General features: G+C 51.7%; 17 protein-coding genes and 1 tRNA gene. 12 read left to right on the top strand and 6 right to left on the bottom strand.

Translation table 11 applies throughout. From position 1 onward, the window contains the following. Positions 1-43: 43 nt before the first annotated feature. From fimZ to AC07RN_RS04660, 3 genes are all read right to left on the bottom strand, one after another. Positions 44-676, bottom strand: a complete 633-nt coding sequence (gene fimZ, locus AC07RN_RS04670) for a fimbria biosynthesis transcriptional regulator FimZ (RefSeq protein WP_478335696.1) — start codon at positions 674-676, stop codon at positions 44-46. 786 nt (positions 677-1,462) lie between these two features. Continuing rightward, positions 1,463-2,179 carry a helix-turn-helix transcriptional regulator gene (locus AC07RN_RS04665; protein WP_478335695.1) on the bottom strand — a complete coding sequence of 239 codons (717 nt, stop codon included), beginning with the start codon at positions 2,177-2,179 and terminating at the stop codon, positions 1,463-1,465. 26 nt (positions 2,180-2,205) lie between these two features. Next, a complete protein-coding gene (locus AC07RN_RS04660) occupies positions 2,206-2,925 on the bottom strand; it encodes an EAL domain-containing protein (RefSeq protein ID WP_449554197.1) in 720 nt (239 codons plus the stop codon). A gap of 286 nt (positions 2,926-3,211) precedes the next feature. Between AC07RN_RS04660 and AC07RN_RS04655 the strand changes: the two genes are divergently transcribed. The 3 genes from AC07RN_RS04655 (at position 3,212) to fhuE (ending at position 6,206) form a co-directional block, all read left to right on the top strand. Further along, positions 3,212-3,288: transfer RNA gene (locus AC07RN_RS04655), tRNA-Arg, on the top strand. Between the two features lie 203 nt (positions 3,289-3,491). Beyond that, positions 3,492-3,767 carry a DUF1471 family periplasmic protein YahO gene (yahO, locus tag AC07RN_RS04650; RefSeq protein WP_478335694.1) on the top strand — a complete coding sequence of 92 codons (276 nt, stop codon included), beginning with the start codon at positions 3,492-3,494 and terminating at the stop codon, positions 3,765-3,767. A 270-nt stretch (positions 3,768-4,037) separates the two neighbouring features. Beyond that, positions 4,038-6,206: a ferric-rhodotorulic acid/ferric-coprogen receptor FhuE gene (gene fhuE / locus AC07RN_RS04645; protein ID WP_478335802.1), complete on the top strand. Its 2,169-nt coding sequence runs from the start codon at positions 4,038-4,040 to the stop codon at positions 6,204-6,206. A gap of 17 nt (positions 6,207-6,223) precedes the next feature. Here fhuE and AC07RN_RS04640 read toward each other — a convergent pair whose 3' ends face one another. The 3 genes from AC07RN_RS04640 to AC07RN_RS04630 form a co-directional block, all read right to left on the bottom strand. Beyond that, complete coding sequence (locus AC07RN_RS04640) at positions 6,224-7,090, bottom strand: EAL domain-containing protein (RefSeq protein ID WP_449554196.1); 867 nt, start codon at positions 7,088-7,090, stop codon at positions 6,224-6,226. A gap of 80 nt (positions 7,091-7,170) precedes the next feature. Further along, a complete protein-coding gene (locus AC07RN_RS04635) occupies positions 7,171-9,111 on the bottom strand; it encodes a methyl-accepting chemotaxis protein (RefSeq protein ID WP_478335693.1) in 1,941 nt (646 codons plus the stop codon). A gap of 147 nt (positions 9,112-9,258) precedes the next feature. Further along, the gene (locus AC07RN_RS04630; RefSeq protein WP_449554194.1) at positions 9,259-9,696 is read right to left on the bottom strand and encodes a winged helix-turn-helix domain-containing protein; all 438 of its coding nucleotides are present in this window, start codon (positions 9,694-9,696) and stop codon (positions 9,259-9,261) included. A gap of 511 nt (positions 9,697-10,207) precedes the next feature. On the opposite strand from AC07RN_RS04630, the gene AC07RN_RS04625 reads away from it, so the two are divergent. The 9 genes from AC07RN_RS04625 (at position 10,208) to AC07RN_RS04585 (ending at position 21,488) form a co-directional block, all read left to right on the top strand. After that, the gene (locus AC07RN_RS04625) at positions 10,208-11,038 is read left to right on the top strand and encodes a winged helix-turn-helix domain-containing protein (protein WP_478335692.1); all 831 of its coding nucleotides are present in this window, start codon (positions 10,208-10,210) and stop codon (positions 11,036-11,038) included. Beyond that, positions 11,025-11,489, top strand: coding sequence for a hypothetical protein (locus AC07RN_RS04620; RefSeq protein ID WP_478335691.1), 465 nt, complete (start codon positions 11,025-11,027; stop codon positions 11,487-11,489). Before AC07RN_RS04625 ends, AC07RN_RS04620 begins: the two co-directional genes overlap by 14 nt. A gap of 286 nt (positions 11,490-11,775) precedes the next feature. After that, positions 11,776-12,861: a YncE family protein gene (locus AC07RN_RS04615; RefSeq protein WP_478335690.1), complete on the top strand. Its 1,086-nt coding sequence runs from the start codon at positions 11,776-11,778 to the stop codon at positions 12,859-12,861. 53 nt (positions 12,862-12,914) lie between these two features. Beyond that, positions 12,915-15,101: a TonB-dependent receptor gene (locus AC07RN_RS04610; RefSeq protein ID WP_478335689.1), complete on the top strand. Its 2,187-nt coding sequence runs from the start codon at positions 12,915-12,917 to the stop codon at positions 15,099-15,101. 119 nt (positions 15,102-15,220) lie between these two features. After that, complete coding sequence (pheP, locus tag AC07RN_RS04605; protein WP_012016461.1) at positions 15,221-16,609, top strand: phenylalanine transporter; 1,389 nt, start codon at positions 15,221-15,223, stop codon at positions 16,607-16,609. Positions 16,610-17,020: 411 nt separating this feature from the next. After that, positions 17,021-18,259, top strand: coding sequence for an MFS transporter (locus AC07RN_RS04600; RefSeq protein ID WP_235135007.1), 1,239 nt, complete (start codon positions 17,021-17,023; stop codon positions 18,257-18,259). Between the two features lie 15 nt (positions 18,260-18,274). After that, positions 18,275-19,300, top strand: a complete 1,026-nt coding sequence (locus AC07RN_RS04595) for a sugar phosphate isomerase/epimerase family protein (RefSeq protein ID WP_478335688.1) — start codon at positions 18,275-18,277, stop codon at positions 19,298-19,300. Continuing rightward, positions 19,293-20,435 carry a Gfo/Idh/MocA family protein gene (locus AC07RN_RS04590; protein ID WP_478335687.1) on the top strand — a complete coding sequence of 381 codons (1,143 nt, stop codon included), beginning with the start codon at positions 19,293-19,295 and terminating at the stop codon, positions 20,433-20,435. The genes AC07RN_RS04595 and AC07RN_RS04590 overlap by 8 nt, the downstream gene beginning before the upstream one ends. Before the next feature lie 75 nt (positions 20,436-20,510). After that, positions 20,511-21,488: a LacI family DNA-binding transcriptional regulator gene (locus AC07RN_RS04585; RefSeq protein WP_478335686.1), complete on the top strand. Its 978-nt coding sequence runs from the start codon at positions 20,511-20,513 to the stop codon at positions 21,486-21,488. The last annotated feature ends 1 nt before the right edge of the window (position 21,489 follow it).

The following is a 21,489-nucleotide window of genomic DNA, read 5'->3' as shown; positions in this document are numbered from 1 at the left end:
GGTACTCCCTGAAACGCGACTGCGCGGCGGGAGTACCTTTATTTTAGAGCAGCTCGTGAGCTTTAGCATAATCAATTAGCTCAACAATTGTCTGCACGCCTAATTTCGTGTAAATATTTGACTTGTGCGCGCTAATTGTTTTGTTGCTAAGTAATAATTGCTCTGCAATTTCTTTGTTTGACAATCCATTCGCCAGAAAACGTAAAACGGTCACCTCCCTGTTTGATAATGGCATATCATTTAGCGCCCCTTTGTGCGAGCCGTGATGATTTATAAAGCTCAGCGTTTCATAGGGAAAGAAGGAATATCCCGAGAGCAACATCTCAACGGCATTATAGATATCGCTTAAATCTTTTCTTTTGCTCACAAAGCCGTTTGCCCCTGCACGCATAGCGCGCCCGGCGTAAAAGGATTCTGATTTGGCGGATAGAAAAAGAACTTTTATGCTTTCGTTTAAGTTCTTGATTCTTTTTAATAAAGTAAATCCATCTGAGCCCGTCATCTCAATGTCGAGGATCACTAGATCGATAGGGTAATTTCGAATGTAATCGAGCACTTCATGGCTGTCGCCGGATTTGAGTTTTACCGCGATGTTTTTATTTTTCTCTAACAGGACCTCTATCGACATTCTGACGATAGGGTGTTCGTCCATGATGATAATGGATGCAGGTTTCATTTTTTATGCCTCAGGTGGTTAACACGCAATGTAAAAGCGCGGGTAAGCCGGAAGGATAATTTTGCAGATCCTTATACGGGGTATTTCCCTGGAAAGAGCGAAAGCATCCTTGTTATGTTGTAATGAAACATTTCCTCAACGTGATGGTTGAATTGAAATTTAACGGCCAGGTAGTGCTATTTCTTATTTTGGTCCGGAACAGGCTTATTATACCTTGTAAGTTTTCTCCGAAAACCCTGTAAATTATCTGAGGCTCCTTGCTTAATATAATCTTCTGAAGAGCGAAATCGTTCATTTTAAATTCAGGCTAAATAACCAATTGTCGAAGTGAAGGCGGGTGATGATATTTATGTAATTGCAAAAAATAATACAAATGACTCAATGTTAATATTATGTTTCTTTTTGAGGATTTCGATACGTAGACCTACTCGCCCATCTTTAAGTCAAATTCAGTGTCCCTACCCGCATTAAAGCTTCATTTGAAAGATATTCACTCACTTCAGGATCACCATCAGGGCCGACAGCAGAATCGACTGTCTGACGTCTATGGGCTTATTTGTGACACCTTGAATAGTAAGGTTTTTACATCCCGAACATCGCAGTAACAGATTTTATGAAGAGTTAACTTTTGGATGAAATCCCTACTTTCCTCAGGCGGAGCAGCGTTAAACGTGGCGGGAGAGGGAGGATTAGGAATAGTTGTAATCATTAATAAAATGTTAAATCAAAACATGTTTTTAATAATTATCGTAAGTCATTTCCTAAACCCCTTTAGGAATTAAGGGCTTAAAGAAGGGGATCGGACAGCCGATGGAGAAGATGCAGCAATTCCTGACGATGATTTAAGCCCAATTTATCCAGAATACGCCCAAGGCGATAAACAATGCGGCTGTAGGGGCGCTGACGCAGGAGAGCGATGTTCCGCAGTGACTGCCCCTGGGATAAAAACTGCAGGATGGTCCACTCTTCGCGTGAAAACCAGTGGTTACGGTTTGTAGTCAGTGGGTTGGTGGCCACCAACGCCTGATGTAAAGCTGGGGCTGAAACCTGGCGCTCAAGCACCTCAAAAGGGCCGGTGGTCTTACAAAAAAGACGGGTATCGTAATCGTCTGCGCGAACCAGCAAGCTGATGGGTATAAAAGGGGGATAAAGAATTAATCTTCGTAAAGCATCGAGCAATTCCAGAAGGGGCGACGATCGGCCATCAACATCAACCACCAGTCTTGCCGTAGGCCAATTTTTCAGGGCATGAAATGCGGGCTCTAGCGCGTCAAAACCGCAGCAATGACTCAATGGCGAAGGCCCATGCTGTACACCCGTGTGCAGAAAATTATCGCGTGTAACCAGAATAAGAAAGGGAGTATCCGTTTTACGTGTCTGATTGATGGACTGACTCAGCGACACGAGGCGATCAAAAAAAGGGGGGCTGGAATGTGAAAACGAGAATCCCAGCGCATCGCTTCCTTTGCGACGACGCCGATAGCGGCGTACTGTCATGCGCATAGATTCTCTCTCAGGCTAATGTCCTTTTACTCTTCAGACCAGCCCACGGAGGGCCAGTAATATCCCTGACCGAATCCCGCTCCTGCTTGCAGTGCGCACTCCCGATCCCAATGTGATTCGATACCTTCTATAAGCACATTGCTGGCGACCTGCGCGCAGCGACTTACCAGCTGTGCCAACGCAGGCGTTCCCCTTTGGCGCCAGAACACAAGTTTATCGATCTTGATACCGTTCAAGGGTAAACGGCAGTGTAAAAAGGAGCGGATCAGACTGTCGTTTACGTCGTCAAGCCAGATGCGGCAACCGCGATTGGAGAGGGTCTGCAGGCGTTGGGTCACGCACGCCCTTGATTCAACTGAAAGAAGGAGGAATGAGTGGGGGTCAACTATCTCAATATTTTGTCCGGAGGCCAGCAACGGCAGGATCCGGACGAAATATTCTGTCTCGACAAATACGGTTATCGGCAGATTAATGAAAAGGTTGCGGCTATAGGGCGTGTTTTTTAAGGCTGCGAGTTGCGTTTCAAGCAACATAAGCGACTGATTAGCTGACTGATGCTGGAAAAATTGTTCACTTTTCTCAGGCGAAGCGAGAACGCTCAACAACTCCATGCCGACGATGCGTGATGATGAAAGGGCGACAATGGGTTCTAATTTGATGCCAATGATTTCTCGCGACACGCTGCGCAGTTTGGCGAATTTGTTCGTCGAGGGGGCTGCAAATGGGGAGGAGGCAAACGCGGTCACTGCACTGTCCTGTTATCTTCCGGGCTCCCAGGCGCCGGATTACCGCAGGCTAGTGTGCGGGTCATCCGTTTAAGAAAATACCAGGCGTTACTTAAAGAGGCTTAAGCCTTTTCGTAGTGACATGAAATGCGAGGAAAATCGACGGAATGTTGAAAAATTAGACGTATTTACAGTGGATGTGAGAGATGCTGTTGAGAAGGCAGGCGATTGCGCTAAAAGGCATTGACTCACTTGTCATTGGCCGTATAATTCCACGCGCTTCACCCCGCAAGTGCACGCTATCCGTGCGCCCTTAGCTCAGTTGGATAGAGCAACGGCCTTCTAAGCCGTAGGTCGTAGGTTCGAATCCTACAGGGCGTACCATCTGTTTTCTGCCATTCCAAAACACGCTCAAAACCCACTCGTATTCAAAAAACGATTCCCGCAGGATATAGCTTCTAACGTTTTGCTATAAACGATTTGGCTAACCTTAATGGCATTTCTGTCATTTCTCTACCATGCTGATTAAACCTTGCTGTTCATCGTGAGGATGATGTTGTTTCTTATTAATCACAAGGAATTAGGTTATGAAAAAGACGACTGCCCTTTTGCTGGGAACTGCGATTTTCTTCACCACGAATGCGTTTGCTGCTGAGCTGCTCACGCGTGAAGACTTCAAAAAAGTTGAGTCCCAGTATGAAAAGATTGGTTCTGTGTCGACCTCTGGCGAGACTGCGATTGCTGATGCTAAAGAAGAACTCATCAAAAAAGCCGATGAAAAAGGCGCTGATGTGCTGGTATTAACCTCCGGGAATACCGAAAACAAAATCCATGGCACGGCCGATATCTACAAGAAAAAGTAACTATTTTTACAGCCACCCCATTTTCTGGGGTGGCCTCAATCCCCCCTCTCTGCCTGCCTTTGCACAATTGCGTATACCCTCAAAACTGCATCACAGCCGTTTAACATTGTTTCTGTCGATAAAGTCCTAATTCTTTGATATTCAATGTTTACACATTTATTTACATTTAAATCTCGAACCAGTCGCCAATCAGTAAGTTAAATAATTATCATTGCCATTCTCATTTGTGTAATTTACGCACACACAAAAATAATTCCAGATGAGAAAATGATGTTTTTTAAGGGCAGGGATCTCGGCGGGAAATCTCCCGCGTTGGCAAACACGACAACGTTAACTGTTTCACTTATTACGCTGGCGATACATGCGGTGGTCAACCCAGCGCGTGCGGCTGAAAATAGCAGTGAACAGGATATCGTAGTCTATGGCGGTACAAACAGCGCCGCCGACGAACAGCAGGATTACGCTGTAAAAACCACGCGCGCAGGGACCAAAATGTTGCTGGCTCCTCGCGATGTACCGCAATCCGTTAGCGTGGTCACGCAGCAGCGTATGAAAGATCAAAATCTGCAAAATATCGATGAGGTTCTGACCAACGCAACGGGCGTATCGTCGCAGCAAATAGACAGCGAACGCTCTAACTACGTCTCTCGCGGTTTTGAAATCACCAACTTCTCGTATGACGAAATCCCGACATCCATGGGCGATGCGTGGAATTTCGGTGACGCAACAGAAGACACGGCGATTTACGATCGTATAGAAGTTGTCCGCGGTGCTGCAGGATTAATGACAGGCGCAGGCGATCCGGGCGCGTCAGTGAATATGGTGCGTAAACGCGCCGAAAGTAAACAGTTTACTGGAAACGTGAGCGCCAGTTACGGCAGTTGGAATAAGCAACGCTATGTCGCCGATCTCTCTGCGCCTTTAAATTCGGATGGCAGTGTGCGTGGGCGTGTGATCGCCGGTTATCAGGATCAGGACAGTTGGCTTGACCGCTACGGTAAGCGTAAAAAATTCCTCTACGGTGTAATGGATGCCGATCTAACCGAACGCACGACACTTTCTCTGGGCTGGGATTACCAGCAAACGAACACCGCTAATCCTACCTGGGGCGGCCTGCCAAGTTTGTACAGCAACGGTTCACGCACCCATTACGATCGCAACGTCAATACATCCGCGGACTGGACGGGCTATAACATTGAGTCCAGAAAAGTCTTCGCCAATCTGACTCACCGCTGGGACAACGGTTGGGCGTTCCGCTTCAACGGCACTCATGGTGAGCAAACCTTTAACGACACATTGCTGTATGTGATGGGCAATCCAGACGCCAGTACGGGCGAGGGCGCGAGCGGGTGGGGGAGTAAAGATCGGGGTAAACGGACCCTGGATTCCTTCGATTCCTACGTCAGCGGTCCTTTTGATCTGTTGGGCCGACAGCATCAGTTGATGGCGGGCGCAAGTTACAGCCGCCAGCACAACGCCACGTTCAGTAAAGATGGCCCGATGGACAGCGACCAGATCGGTATCTTTAACAACCATTGGGACGGCAGCGTAGCCGAGCCGACGTGGGGCGACTGGTACCAGAATGCGGATGATATCGTGCGTCAAAAATCAGCCTACACGGCGGCGCGTTTTTCGCTGGCCGATCCGCTCGCGCTGATCCTGGGGGCACGTTACACCCAGTACAGCACCAACGGCAGCAGCGGCGACATGCGTAAATACAACACTACGCCGTACGGTGGCGTGGTGTACGACATCACCGACAGCCTGTCGGCGTATGCAAGCTACACCTCGATTTTTGCACCGCAAACTAAGCGCAGCCACGACGGCGCGTGGCTTTCGCCGGTGACGGGTAAAAACTACGAAACCGGCCTGAAAGCCGACTGGATGGACGGTCGCCTGACCACTAACGTCGCCATTTTCCGTATCGAGCAGGAAAATGCCGCAGAAGCGATTAGCGGTGAGTTTGTGAACGGTTCCAGCGAACAGGCGTATCGCGCGACAAAAGGGGCGGTGAGTAAAGGCGTCGAGTTTGAGGTTAACGGTGCGGTCACCGATAATTTGCAGCTGACCTTTAGCGCTACGCGCTACGTTGCGCGTGATACGGATGGACGCTTCAACAGTTACGCGCCGCAAACGCAGCTAAAACTCTTTAGCCGCTACCGGTTGCCCGTGCTGCCGGAGCTGACGGTGGGCGGCGGCGTAAACTGGCAAAACCGCGTGTATAAGGATGTGACAGGACCGGATGGCGAAACGCAGCGCTTATATCAGGGAAGTTACCCGCTGGTGGATCTCTTTGCCCAGTATCAACTGACCAAACAGCTTGCGGTTCAGGCCAATATTAGCAACCTGTTTGATCGCGAATATTACTCGTATCTGGATGATTCTGCGGTGTACGGTGAACCGCGAAATCTCTCCGTCAGCATGAGCTACGCGTTCTAAGCAGCGCCCCTGCACATTCAGTGTGGGGGTAGCGCTTGCGCCATCACAACGCGCATCAACTCTTCTACTGGCAGGGGTTTGCAAAAATAAAATCCCTGCATAAAGTCGATCTGTTTCGCGCGCAAATAATCGGCCTGCACTTGTGTCTCAACGCCTTCAGCGATGATTTTCAGGTGCATATTTTTCGCCAAGTCAATCAGGCTATCCACCAAACGCGTATCGTCGCTCACGCCTATCTGGCTGACAAACATTTTGTCGATTTTGATAAATTCAGGGTTCAGCGCCGAAATATACGACAGGTTCGAATATCCGGTTCCAAAATCATCCAGCGCCACTGAAATATCAGAGCGTCGCAGCGCCGCGAACCACTCGCTTAGCTCAGGGGTAAAATGCAGCGGATCGCGTTCGGTGATTTCCATTACCACATGGCTTTGATTGGCGGTGAACTTCTGTAAAAGCTCGCAGGTATCAACTTCAAAACTGGGGTCGAGGCAGTTTTGTGCGCTGATATTAATGCAAATGTAAGTGCCCACAGGAAAACGGTGGATCTGATGTTGAAGATCTGCAATCACCTGCTGGATAAGGGAGTGCGTTAGCGGAATGATGAGGTTATGTTTTTCCGCCAAAGGAATAAAAATGTCTGGCGAAACATAACCATAAGAAGGATGTTTCCATCGGGCGAGCACTTCTACGCCAGCAATTTCGCCGGTGATACCATTGATAAAAGGCTGGTAAAAGGGGGTGATCTGCCGCTGGTCAATCGCAGTTTGCAGCGTTTTTAGGGGCGACGTTGAGCCTGATTTTTTTAGCCAGGAGAAAGTGCGGGTCAAAATTGAACCCATGCCAGCAGGTACAGATTGGTTGTTATTAAGGATATTTTCCATGGGTCGCTTTCCTCGCACTCTCGCCAGACAGCCTAAAATGTGGCTGCCTGGCGGCGTTGGGCTAAAACATCGGGCTGGAGTTAAAATTGAACCCAGTCGTTTTGATCGTGGTGGCTGTCTTTTTTGACCGCGTTCATCGCAACAACACTGCCCGCCTTGCTCGCCGGTCGGGTTTCTTTACGCTGATGCGGTACGTTCGACACGCGGAAGATCGACACCACTTTTTCAAGCTGTACGGCCTGATCTTCCAGCGAACTGGCGGCAGCGGAGGATTCTTCCACCAGCGCGGCGTTCTGCTGTGTCGTCGTATCCATCTCCGCCATTGCCTGAGCAATCTGCGAAATTCCGCGGCTTTGCTCGTCAGTGGCTGCGGCGATTTCACTCATGATGTCGCGCACCTGAGCGACGGATGTCTCGATTTTAGACATCGCATCACCCGCGCCTTCCACCAGCGTAAATCCGGTATCGACGTGAATAACCGATTCGTTGATCAGGCTTTCAATCTCTTTCGCTGACTGGGCGCTACGTTGTGCCAGGGTGCGCACTTCCGCGGCTACCACCGCAAAGCCTTTACCCTGATCGCCTGCACGGGCCGCTTCCACCGCGGCGTTCAGGGCCAGGATATTGGTCTGGAAAGCAATGCTGTTGATGACCGTCGTAATCTCTGAAATACGGTGCGAACTGGTGCGCACGTTTTTCATTGTGTCGATCACTTTCTTCGAAATCTGGCTGCCTTCGCTCGCGTTCTGAGAGGCTTCTTCGGCCAGCATGCGGGCGTGGTTCGCGTTCTCGGCGTTCAGCGCAACGGTTGAGGTTAACTCTTCCATACTGGCAGCCGTTTCAACCACGGCGGCAGACTGTTGCTCGGTGCGAGCGGATAAATCCATATTGCCTGCGGCGATTTCCGTAGACGACCGCGCCACGCTCTCAACGCCATCACGCACATCGTTGATGATGTTTTTCAGGTTATCGTTCATGGTTGATACGGCCTGCATTAACAGGCCTGGCTCGTCGCGGCGATTGCTGCTTAATGAGCCGGTGAGATCACCCTTAGCGATAAGTTCAGCGACGCGTAACGTTTCATTCAGTGGGCGGGTGATCGATGCAGTAATGCCCATCGCCAGTAAAATGCCTAGCGCGATGCCGATAGCCGCCACAATACCCATCTGAATCTGCACGTGGTCGACCGTCGAAACCACCATCATTTGCTGTCGGGCAAACATGTCCTGGATTGCTTTAGTCAGAACCACGGCTTTCGTGTTTAAAGTGTCGGACATATCAGACTGCGCATTCCAGACTTGCTCATAGTTATCAAGCTCTGCAGAAATTTGCTGCATTTCTGCAATTCCCGCCAGCAGCCAGGCTTTATGCTCTTCAGGAACAGACTGTAAAAGCTGTTGTGAATTGGTTGTGGCTGAGGCGATACGTGTCAAAATGGCCTGTCGAAGTGCAGTTGTAGGGTGCTGTTTAAAAACGGTGACCTGAGAGTCGATGTCACTGTAAATAAACGCTACCTGCGTTGCCAACAAAGAGTGCTGGAGATCCAGTGTGTTGCTGCTGCCAAGCTTGTAGGCGGTCTCGGAGTCATCCGCCAGCGTTTTGGTGCTGAGCTTGACTTCACTCGCTTTTTTAGCCGTCAGCGCGCTGGTAAACGGCGTCAGCGTTTCAATGTAGCTATTCACAGCGTTTGCCGTGGTATCCAGCATTGCCTGTCCATCTGAAGTCCACGAATGGTTTTGCAGCTCTTTAACAATCCCCTGCATCTGTTGCGCGGCAGCGGTTGTGTTATCCAGATACTTTTGCTCAAGCGTGTACTGGTAATTAAAACGGTTCAAACGCACAGCAGAAAGGGAGTTAAACAGATTGGTGGTGTGACCGTTTTTTTCGACGCGATCCTGCACAGAGATAAGACCTGTCAGGCCCGATGCCAGAATGGCAACGGTAACGAGTAAAACGGTTGTGAAGCCGAAGAATAATTTCTTACTGACTTTTAAGTTTACAAAGCGATTCATAATACTCATATATTTTTCCAGTATCGGGTTCCACCGATAAACAGTCAATTTGCGATATATGCCGTTTTAAAAAATGGGTAGGACGTCCTGATGTCTCATAAAAAAAAAGCCCTTAGCATTAAATGCGCAGGGCGAAAACCACTGAATTGACATCACTCACTCAGGGTATCTGTCTTCTCCTCTATTTTTAACAGGAGGAGCTGGGAGTTCACTCATCCTGTAATATACTGGGGTTACATCTTGATAATTGATGATGTAACCGTGCCCGCGAATATTTCGAATAAAATCTTCGGGCAGCCCAAGAAGATTGAGTTTACCGTTCAGGTTATGAAGCACTTGCCATAACCGTTGCGTGGAAGGACTTAAATTATTCTCCTCCCAAATTTTCTCAAATAACTCTTCTTTAGCGACAACTTTTTTACGACCATGTTCGAGCAAGTAAAGAAAAAGCCTTAACATGGTTTCATTAAAATATATTGATGCGAACGCCACACTTTTATCGGTATGGCTACCGGTGAGTCGATATAGCCTGCGATTAGAAATATCGAAATGAATTTCATCACCGATCATAAATCCATATAGACGATAGCCCATCTCTTAAATACCTACTTTAGAGTAAACTGACTTGCACCACGATATATACACTTCTGAATAACCCACATCGTTTATAGGGTGGATTATAGGGCTGCGATAAAGGCAATCCAATCCACAACTCTATGCGCTATCAGAAACCTGGTAGACTGATCGGTTTGCTAGAGTTTCTATTTTCATAAGTGCTGCTTATAGTTTTTAACTCCACACATGACATTGTATGCAGTGTTATGTACCAGATTTTCGTACTTAACTTATCGCTCAACATTATGTTGCGAATTTCAACTGATGCTCAGCATCAATCGCTGACTGTCACGGTTCAGGCTCATTGTTCATCCACGTCCCGGACTTGATGACCACAAGTTTAAGAATTGCCTGAGATAAAGAGGAGTGAAGTTATATGATTTATACTGAATGAAGTCTTGGGTTGTGGCGATCAGAATACTCTTTTTGCTGAAATTGGGCGTTTTCAACTTGCTGATATATAATAATTAAAATCTGAATCAGGTTTTCTGTGACCACTAGCGATGAAGCCATGAAGAAAGTCTTTTTGATCAACGATACTTTGCTTTTTGAACCTGATCTGCGCCGTCTGGGACCGCTGGAAGGATACCCACACAGGGCCATGACGCTGCATGGACCCGTTAATGAATGCCTGCTTCTGCTTCTGGAACATAATGATCAGGTGCTGACCCAGCGCTTTTTATTTGCCTCCGTATGGGAAAAGCAGGGGGCGATCGTCAGCACTAATGCCCTCTATCAAACCATTGCTTCAATACGTAAAGCGTTGAAGTCATCGGGACTCGACGAAAACATCATTAAAACCATACCAAAAGAAGGGTTTAAGTCGATTGCTCAGGTACGTGCTGGCGAACGCGATGAATTTGTTCTCTCGCAGAAAGCGTCACCAGAGGTAGCTTTAACCGACATATCTTCTGAAATGACGATTCCCGGCAAAGTGGTGTCTGTGACATCGCAGAAAGCCTCTTTTTTTGCTTCGCCACTGGCATATGCCGTGGCAGGCGCGCTGTTTATCTTCTCTTGCAGCGTGCTTTACCTCACGCTTAAAGGTAATGAGCCTGCCTTTGAAAATTATCAACATATCGGCAAGATTAATGAGTGCGATATATTTTCGTCGTGGCATGAAAAAGAGAAAAGCCTCAGTATGTTTACCTCTTTATCCAAACGTTACCCGATTAATTGTAATACGGGGGGGATGGTGTGGATGACGTTAAATCATGCGCAGCGGGGGAGCTCGGTAATGATTTGTGACCGTAACCCGCACGATACCCAGGCGCAATGTAATTCAATATTTTACAGGCAGCAAAACGATGACAATGAATAAACAAGCTCTGCGCTGGTCACTCATAATGCTGGCTATCCTTTTTCCTTTACTCTATGCCGGATATATTCACTACCAGCGCAGTAATTTTAGCTGCGAGGTGCATACCACTATCGTAGATGACAAGTATGTTGTCGACGCGATAATGGATTATACTTTCCATGGCGACTCTGGCACGCTGGAAACATCGGGGGAATATATTCCATTGAATGCCCCTCCCGTGGCGGTCAGTAATAAAGTTTTGTTTAATGCGTGGCGGGAAAATGGCGAAGTAGTGCTCATTTCTAATGAAACCAATGAACTCCCTAAAAAAGATGAAGCGTACAGATTAACTATCCCAGATTTTTATCATGCCCGCGATCGCGGTTTGAGATTTAAATTAACGTCTGCCAACGCATCGAGTTATTTCTTTATATACGCGAATTTCCCTATATTTTATTGTACGAAAGGATAAGCGGGGCGTTAGCTTCTCTTTAACCCGCACTTTTTCCGTTTGTTTCCCCTATTTACACTTGATCATACAAAGATAATGAGTATAGTTCTCATTCTCTTTAGTGTTTGTGGGCGCAGACGGACTCTTCCCGCATCAACAGTGAGCGCAGATCTCACACGGAACACTGAGTGTAAACAGTGGAATCTGCACTGGCTTAACCGCCTGTCAATATAACCAAAATCGCCAAGCCGCATGCGACGCAGTTTCCCGCCTGAATTCACTTTCTGAATGGTAAAGGATGTTCCTGATGACCAAAAAATTGTCCGCGCTGGCACTGCTTGTTGCTGCCTCTCTTTCCGGTTGCGCCGCGCAGCACGCAGTAAAACCCACCCCTGCGCCTGAAGCGAAAACCGCCGTCGCCGCACCGGCAGAGACGGGTGTGGTGGCACGCGAACTGGCCGACGGCTTATACGAAATGGTGCTCAGCCCGAAAGGCGACGCGCTGTATGTCGCCAGCTCAGAGGGCTTCAAGGATGTGCAGGGCGGTGTTGTCTATAAACTCGATCCGACCACGCTGAAAACCATTGGCCGCAGCCATACCGATCTGAAAAACTTCGCGCTGGCGATCTCGCCTGACGGTCAAACTCTTTATGCGACCAATTCACTGGATGGCGGCATCACCGCGATCAATACCGCTGACGGCAAAGTGAAAAACCGTCTGCTGTTCACCGAGCGTAACAAAGAAGGTTATCCGTACGGCGCGCGTCAGGTTCTGCTTCATGGCGACGTACTGTACATCGGCGGTGTCGGCGATCCGGCGGTCGTCTGGGTGGTGGATACCAACACGCTGAAGCTGAAAAAAACCATCAAAAATGCCGGCCAGTGGGTCACGGGTTTGCTGTGGTCGGAGCAGACGCAGCGCATTTACGTGGCCAACGGTGGCGGTGAGATCCTGACGGTCAATCCACGTACCAACCGTATTGAAAAACGCTGGAAACCGCTGGGCGACAAGCCCGCACTGCTGCTGAATATGGCGGAGGACACCGCGACAGGCCGTCTGTTCGTAACCGATAACTCCAAAGCCAAAACCACGCTGGTGCTGGATATTCACACCGGAAAAGTGCTCAAACAACTGGATGTGGGCGACTCGATGGCGGTGAAATTCAACGCCAAACGCAACGAGATCTACATCACTCAGCGCGAAAGCGGAAAACTGCTGAGTCTGGACGCCACCACGTATGCGGTGAAACAGCGCTGGGATCTGCCGCCTAATCCAAACAGCCTGTTGCTGTCGGAAGACGGGCAGACCCTGTATGTCACTGTTAAGCAGGCATTCAATAAAGATCACTCCACTAACGGTCCGGACAGCGTCGTCAGAATCGCTTTGAAATAAAAATAACTAGGCCCGGAAACGGGCCATTTTGCGCGTACTTGAACGAGTTAACTATGAACAACACCACCATGAATAAAACGCTGCTGGCGCTCGCTATCGGCGCGGTTATGCACTCCGCTTCTGCCGCGGAAACCCCAAAAGAAGACACCCTCGTGGTCCAGGCTGCCCCGGCGAGCGATTTCAAACCGGGCGGCGATCGGCTGGTGCCGGCTTTCCTTGACGGGCAGGTCGCAAACGGCGGACGCATGGGGATGCTGGGTCAGCAAAGCGCCATGGATGTGCCGTTTAACATTATCAGCTACACCTCAAAACTGGTTGACGATCAGCAGGCGAAAACCATCGCTGATGTGGTTGCGAACGATGCGGGCGTGCAGTCCGTGCAGGGCTACGGCAACAGTGCGGAAAGTTTCCGTATTCGTGGCCTGAAATTCGACGGCGACGACATGACTTTTGGCGGGCTGTCCGGCGTTCTGCCTCGTCAGGTGGTTGACGCACAAATGGTTGACCGAATTGAAATTTTCAAAGGGGCTAACGCCCTGATGAACGGAGCGGCGAGCTCTGGCGTCGGCGGGATGATCAACCTCGAGCCAAAACACGCGGGCGACACGCCGCAGGCGAAAATCGGCGTGGATTACACTTCTGATTCGCAGATCGGTACCACGCTGGACGCGGGCCGTCGCTTTGGCGAGAGCGACCAGTTTGGCGCGCGCGTAAACCTGGTCCATCGCGAGGGCGAAGCGCCTATAGCGAACGATCGCCGCCGCACCACGCTGCTCTCTACCGGCCTGGATTACAAAGGCGACAACTTCCGTACGTCCTTAGACATGGGCTATCAGAAGAAAACCTTCTACGGCAGCGAAACGGGCGTCAACATTTCCGCGGTGGATTTCGTACCAACGCCACCGAAAAACGATCGCAACTATTCCCAGAAATGGGCTTATAGCAATATCGAAAACGAATTCGGGATGTGGCGCAGCGAATACGACATTACCGACAACTGGACGGCTTACACCGGCCTTGGCGCGCAGCACGCGCATGAAGAGGGGTTGTACAGCGGCGCGAAGCTTATCGATAAAAGCGGCAAAGCTACGGCAACGCGTCTGGACACCAACCGCATCAGTGACAGCGTGAGCGGCATGGCGGGCCTTCGCGGCAACTTCGATACCGGATTTGTCTCGCACAAAGTCAACGTCGGCTATTCGGCGCAGACCAAAAATGAAAAAATCGCATGGAAGATGTCAAAAGCGGCGGACAATCCGATCACCAACATCTATCACAATACCGGCGTGGACAAGCCTGACAGCACCAACTTAGGCGGTAGCGGCGGGAATTACAGTGACCCGCTGACCAGCGGTCGCACCCGTACTCAGGGCTGGCTGCTGAGTGACACCCTCGGCGTGCTGGACGACAAACTGCTGTTCACCGTGGGCGCACGTCATCAGAAAGTGGTGATTCGCGGCTATAACAAAGTAACAGGCGCAGAAAACCAGGCGGATAGCTTCGACGGCAGCCGCTGGATGCCGACCTACGGCGTCGTGTATAAGCCGTGGAATGAGCTGTCGCTCTACGCTAACCACACCGAAGCGCTGCAGCCGGGTAAAACCGCACCAGAAGCTGCAACCAACTACGGCCAGAGCACCGGCATCGTGCATTCAAAACAGAACGAAGTGGGCGTGAAGGCCGATTTTGGTCGCGTCGGCGGCTCTCTGGCGCTGTTCGAAATCAAAATGCCCTCGGCAATTCTCGACAGCGTGACCAAACATTACGGTCTTGACGCCGAGCAACGTAACCGTGGCGTGGAGCTGAATATATTCGGCGAACCAATGTTAGGCATGCGTCTGAATGCCAGCGCCACCTGGCTGCAGGCGGAGCTGACCAAAACCAACAACGGCCTGAACCAGGGTAACGATGCGGTTGGCGTGCCTAATTTCTATGCCGTTCTGGGCGCGGAATATGACATCAAACCGATTGACGGTCTGACCGCCACGGCGCGCGTCAACCACTCCGGTTCACAGTATGCGAATCTCACCAATACCAAAAAGTTAGACAGCTACACCACGCTGGATCTGGGCATGCGTTATCGCTTTGCGGTTAATCAGAACCAGAATCAGATGACCGTGCGCGCGGGCATCGACAACGTCACTGACGAAAACTACTGGTCGAGCGTTGACGACTCCGGCACTTACCTGTTCCAGGGCGAAGCGCGCACCTTTAAGGTTTCTGTCGGCTACGAGTTCTAAGCTTTACCCTCGTTATCAGGGGCACGGATGCCCCATCCATTCATCAATCCTATAACTTGCTCCTGCTGACACGAAGTGTTAAAAGGTGCCCCTTCTCTATAAATACACAGGGGTAGGACGTGAAAAACGCGTCATCCGCTTCAGGAAACGGTTTATCTGAAGCCTCGTCGGAACAGACACCGACGCTGCAACGTGGTTTGCAAAATCGACATATTCAATTAATTGCCCTCGGCGGTGCGATCGGTACCGGGCTGTTTCTCGGCATTGGGCCGGCGATTCAAATGGCCGGTCCTGCCGTTCTGTTGGGCTACGGCATTGCGGGCGTGATTGCTTTTCTGATCATGCGCCAGCTGGGTGAAATGGTCGTTGAAGAGCCGGTCTCGGGCTCATTTGCGCACTTTGCCTACAAATACTGGGGGCCGTTCGCCGGTTTCCTGTCTGGCTGGAACTACTGGGTGATGTTTGTGCTGGTGGGCATGGCAGAACTCACCGCCGCTGGCATCTACATGCAGTACTGGCTGCCGGACGTCCCGACCTGGATTTGGGCCGCCGCCTTCTTCATTATCATCAACGCCGTCAACCTGGTTAACGTGCGTCTGTACGGTGAAACCGAGTTCTGGTTTGCGCTGATAAAAGTGTTGGCGATTATCGGCATGATCGGCTTTGGCCTGTGGCTGCTGTTCTCCGGTCACGGCGGCGAGCGCGCGAACATCGACAACTTATGGAAACACGGCGGCTTCCTGGCGACCGGCTGGAATGGGCTTATCATGTCGCTGGCGGTCATTATGTTCTCCTTCGGCGGGCTTGAGCTTATCGGGATTACAGCCGCTGAAGCGCGCGATCCGCAGAAAAGCATTCCGAAAGCGGTCAATCAGGTGGTGTACCGCATCCTGCTGTTTTATATCGGTTCGCTGGTGGTATTACTCGCCCTCTATCCCTGGGTCGAGGTGAAATCCGACAGCAGCCCGTTCGTGATGATCTTCCACGATATGAACAGCAACCTGGTGGCATCTGCGCTGAATTTCGTCATTCTTGTGGCTTCGCTGTCCGTGTATAACAGCGGCGTCTACTCCAATAGCCGCATGCTGTTTGGTCTGTCCGTTCAGGGTAATGCACCGAAGTTCTTGACCCGCGTGAGCCGTCGCGGCGTACCGGTAAATTCGCTGCTGCTTTCCGGTGGGATCACGTCGCTGGTGGTGCTGATCAACTATTTGCTGCCGAAAGAGGCCTTTGGTCTGCTGATGGCGCTGGTTGTCGCGACGCTGCTGCTGAACTGGATCATGATCTGTCTGGCGCACCTGCGATTCCGCGCGGCGATGCGCCGCAAAGGGCGCGAGACGCAGTTCAAAGCGCTGCTTTATCCGGCCGGTAACTACATTTGCATCGCTTTCCTGGCGATGATCCTCGTGCTGATGTGCACTCTCGACGACATGCGCCTGTCAGCCTTCCTGCTGCCGGTATGGATTGTCTTCCTGTTTGTGGCGTTCAAATTGTCACGTAAAAAGTGATTTTCTCTTCGCCCTCTCTCTGAGGAGGGCAATGCACATTGCCTTTCTCCCTCTCACCGTAGGTGAGGGCATCAGGGCGCAAAAGGCCAAAGCGAAAGGCAACGCATGTTGCCTTTTTAGTTTTTTCTCCCTCTCCCCGCGGGAAAGGCTGGGGTGAGGGCATCAAACCGCATCAGGCCAACGCAAAAGGCAACGCACGTAGCTTTTTAATTTTTTTCTCCCTCTCCCGTGGGAGAGGGCTGGGGTGAGGGCATCAGGCCCCACAGAACACCCCCCCTCAGTATCCATTCGCAGCATTATCGTGACTCCTCTCCCAGTTCTGTCTCGATCCACAAGATCTTTGTTTTGTAATCGATTACTTTTTATTTGAACTGTTTTGTAATCGATTACTTTTTCTGGGTGAGGCTCATCATGGTGTCAACAACTGAAAGTAGTGGAAAGGCGATAGCCCAGCACCGAATGCTGGTTCCGCGTCTGTCGCTGATGATGTTTTTACAATTTTTTATCTGGGGTAGCTGGTCCGTCACGCTCGGTCTGGTGATGACGCAGCACAACATGTCTTTGCTGATTGGCGACGCGTTTTCCGCCGGACCAATCGCCTCGATTCTCTCGCCGTTTGTGCTCGGCATGCTGGTTGACCGTTTCTTCCCGTCGCAAAAAGTGATGGCAGTCATGCATCTGGCGGGCGCGGCGATCTTAATGTTCGTCCCTGGCGCGCTGATTGCTGAAAACGGCGCGCTGCTGATCGGCCTGCTGTTTGGCTATACGCTCTGCTACATGCCGACGCTGGCGCTCACGAATAACATTGCCTTCCACAGCCTGAATAATGTCGATAAGACGTTCCCGGTGGTGCGCGTGTTTGGCACTATCGGTTGGATTGTGGCGGGCGTGTTTATTGGTGTCACGGGCGTATCGTCTAGCGTCACGATTTTCCAGGTCGCGGCAGCAAGTTCCGTGCTGCTGGCGCTCTACAGCCTGACGTTGCCGCATACGCCAGCGCCTGCCAAAGGTCTGCCGGTGCAACTTCGCGATCTGTTCTGTGCAGACGCGTTCGCACTGCTCAAAACCCGTCACTTCTTTATCTTCTCTCTTTGCGCAATGCTGATTTCCGTTCCGCTGGGCACGTACTACGCCTACACCGCGTCGTATCTGGCTGATGCCGGAATCGCCGATGTCAGCACCGCGATGTCCTTCGGTCAGATGTCTGAAATCGTCTTTATGCTGGTTATCCCGCTGCTGTTCCGCCGTCTCGGCGTGAAATACATGCTGCTGATCGGCATGCTGGCGTGGTTTGTACGCTACGCGTTCTTTGCGCTCGGCGTCAGCGAAGAAGGGCGCTTCCTGCTGTATCTCGGTATTCTGCTGCACGGCGTGTGCTATGACTTCTTCTTTGTTGTCGGCTTCATCTACACCGACCGCGTGGCGGGCGAAAAGGTGAAAGGCCAGGCGCAGAGCATGATCGTGATGTTCACTTACGGTATCGGCATGCTGCTCGGGTCGCAGATTTCCGGCGCGTTGTATAACAGCCTGGTGGCGGGACAGACCGTACCGCAGGCGTGGGTCACATTCTGGTGGATCCCGGCGGTTGCTGCGGCGGTGATTGCCCTGATTTTCCTGGTCGCGTTCAAATACGACGACGACAAGGCGTAATGTTCTGGAGGTGGTATGAAAACGATTAAGGGACCGGGCATTTTCCTGACGCAATTTATTGGAAACCAAGCCCCGTTTAACTCGCTCGACGGGCTGGCGGGTTGGGCGGCTGGCAAAGGCTACAAGGCGGTGCAAATTCCCTGTCACCATCCGCAGATTTTCGATCTGGAAAAGGCAGCCAAAAGCCAGACCTATTGCGATGAGATCGCGGGCAAACTGGCCGAATACGGGTTGGCGATCAGCGAACTGTCCACGCATCTGGAAGGGCAACTGATTGCGGTCAATCCCGCGTATAACGAGGCGTTTGATCACTTTGCCCCGCCAGCGGTGCGTGGCAACGATACGGCGCGTCAGGCATGGGCGACAGAAAAGCTCAAGCAAGCGGCAGCGGCGTCGGCGAAGCTGGGCCTCACGGCTCACGCCACGTTCTCAGGATCGCTGGCCTGGCCGTTTGTCTACCCGTGGCCGCCGCACAATGAGCAGCGTTTTCGCGAGGCATTTGGCGAGCTGGCGAATCGCTGGCGACCGATTCTGGATTGCTTCGATGAGCACGGCGTGGATCTCTGTTTTGAGCTGCATCCGGGCGAAGATCTGCACGATGGCGTGACGTTTGAGCGCTTTCTCGCGCTGGTTGATAACCACCCGCGCTGCAATATTCTCTACGATCCTAGCCACATGCTGTTGCAGCAAATGGATTATCTGGCCTTTATCGACATCTACCATTCGCGGATCAAAGCGTTTCACGTTAAAGACGCGGAGTACCGTCCGAGCGGGCGCAGCGGCGTGTACGGCGGCTATCAGCCGTGGCTCAACCGCGCCGGACGCTTCCGCTCCCTGGGCGACGGGCAGATCGATTTTAAAGGCATTTTCAGCAAGCTCACCGAGTACGATTTTGTAGGCTGGGCAGTGCTGGAGTGGGAATGCTGCATGAAGGACGGCGAGACGGGCGCGAGCGAAGGCAGTGAATTCATCCGCCGCCATATTATTCCGGTGTCGGCGCGGGCATTTGACGACTTTGCTGCAGGAAAGACGAATGATTAACGTCGGGATTATCGGCAGCGGGTTTATCGGCCCGGCGCATATCGAGGCGCTGCGGCGTCTCGGTTTTGTGCAGGTCGTCGCGCTGTGCGACGGCACGCTCGAGCAAGCGCAGGAAAAGGCGCAGGCGTTGAACATTCCTCACGCTTACGGGAACGTAGAAGAACTGCTTGCGCATCCGGATTTACACGTCGTGCATAACTGCACGCCAAACCATCTGCATGCGCAAATCAATCGCCAGATTCTGCGCGCGGGCAAACATGTGTTCTCGGAAAAACCGCTGTGCATGACGCCAGATGAAGCGCGCGAGCTGGTGGAATTAGCAGTGCAGGCAGGCGTTGTCCACGGCGTCAGTTTTGTCTACCGCCAGTTTGCGATGGTGCGCCAGGCGCAGAGCATGATGCGCGAGGGTAGCATCGGGCGGTTATTTGCTTCGCAGGGCAGCTATTTGCAGGACTGGATGCTGCTCGAAACCGACTACAATTGGCGCGTGGATGCTGCGCTCGGTGGTGCGTCCCGCGCCGTCGCTGATATTGGCTCGCACTGGTGCGATACGGTGCAGTTTGTCACCGGGCGACGGATCGTCGAGGTAATGGCCGATCTGTCTATCGTCTGGCCGACGCGCAAGGCGAATGTGGCGGGCAACCAGACGTTCACGCAGGACGATTCTGCGGTCTTTGAGGACAAAGCGGTGACCACGGAAGATTTTGGCTCAGTGCTGTTCCGCTTCGACGATGGCAGCAAAGGCAGCTTCAGCGTTTCACAAGTCAGCGCCGGGCGTAAAAATCGCCTGAGCTTTGAAATCAACGGCAGCGAAAAGTCGCTTGCGTGGGATCAGGAAGTGCCGCAACAGCTTTGGATTGGCCATCGCGCGCAGGCCAATCAGACGCTGTCTGACGATCCGAGCCTGATGAATCGTGATGCCGCCGACAGCGCCCACTTCCCTGGCGGGCATATCGAAGGCTGGCCGGACGCGTTTAAGAACATGATGGCGCAGTTTTATCGTGCGGTGCAGACAGGCTTCATGCCCGAAAAACCGCTGTTTGCGACCTTCCATGACGGCGAGAACGTAATGTATATCATTGATGCCATAGTGAAAAGTCATCAGCAGCAGCGCTGGGTCAGCGTCGCGCGATGACCCGTTGCCCGGTTCGCCGGGCAGCAAATTTATGTTAGCCTGAGTAAAACGCTAACCGCAGGATGTGCCGTCGTTATGTCAATTCAGAAAATCGCCCAGTTGGCCGGTGTCTCGGTCGCTACCGTTTCGCGTGTGCTTAATAACAGCGATAAGGTCAAAGCGAACAACCGCGAGCGCGTTTTGCAGGCGATTAAAGAGAGCAACTATCAGCCGAACTTACTGGCGCGTCAGCTCCGTACATCCCGCAGCTATATGATTCTGGTGATGGTCTCGAACATCGCTAACCCGTTCTGCGCCGAAGTGGTGAAAGGCATTGAAGCCGAAGCCGAGAAAAAGGGCTACCGCATTCTGCTGTGCAACTCCGGTTCCAATATCGAACGTTCGCGCTCTGGCTTGAGCCTGCTCTCCGGTAAAATCGTTGACGGCATTATCACTATGGACGCGTTCTCAAAACTTCCGGAACTCTCCGCGCTAATCGGCAATGCGCCGTGGGTGCAGTGCGCCGAATACGCCGATTCAGGCACCGTTTCCTGCGTGGGGATCAACGATGTGGACGCGTCGCAGCACGTTGTCAGCCAGCTGGCGGACAGCGGGAGAAGCCGCATTGCGCTGATCAACCATGATTTAAGCTACAAATATGCACGTCTGCGCGAGCGCGGCTATATAAGCGTGGTGCATCTGCGCAATCTGGATTATCAGGTGGTGGAGTACGCGAGCGATCTCAGCTCCAGCGCGGGCATGGCGGCGATGAAAAAGCTGCTGGCGGATAATCCGCCGGATGCCGTGTTTGCGGTGTCGGACACGTTGGCGGCGGGGGCGATGCGTGCCATTGAACAGGCGGGATTACGCGTTCCTCAGGACATCGCCGTTGTGGGTTTTGATGGCACCGAACTGGCAGAAATGGTCTCTCCGCAGCTCAGCACCATCGAGCAGCCGTCGCAAGATATTGGGCGCAAAGCGGTCGATCTGCTGCTCAACAAAATCGATAATCCGGATGCGCCCACCGAGCGAGTGATGCTGGACTGGCGCTATGTGGCGCGCGCCAGTACCTGAG

It is taken from the genome of Lelliottia sp. GFLA7, assembly GCF_056490165.1.
The sequence above is the reverse complement of the archived record's forward strand: the minus strand, read 5'-3'. Positions and strand labels throughout refer to the sequence as shown.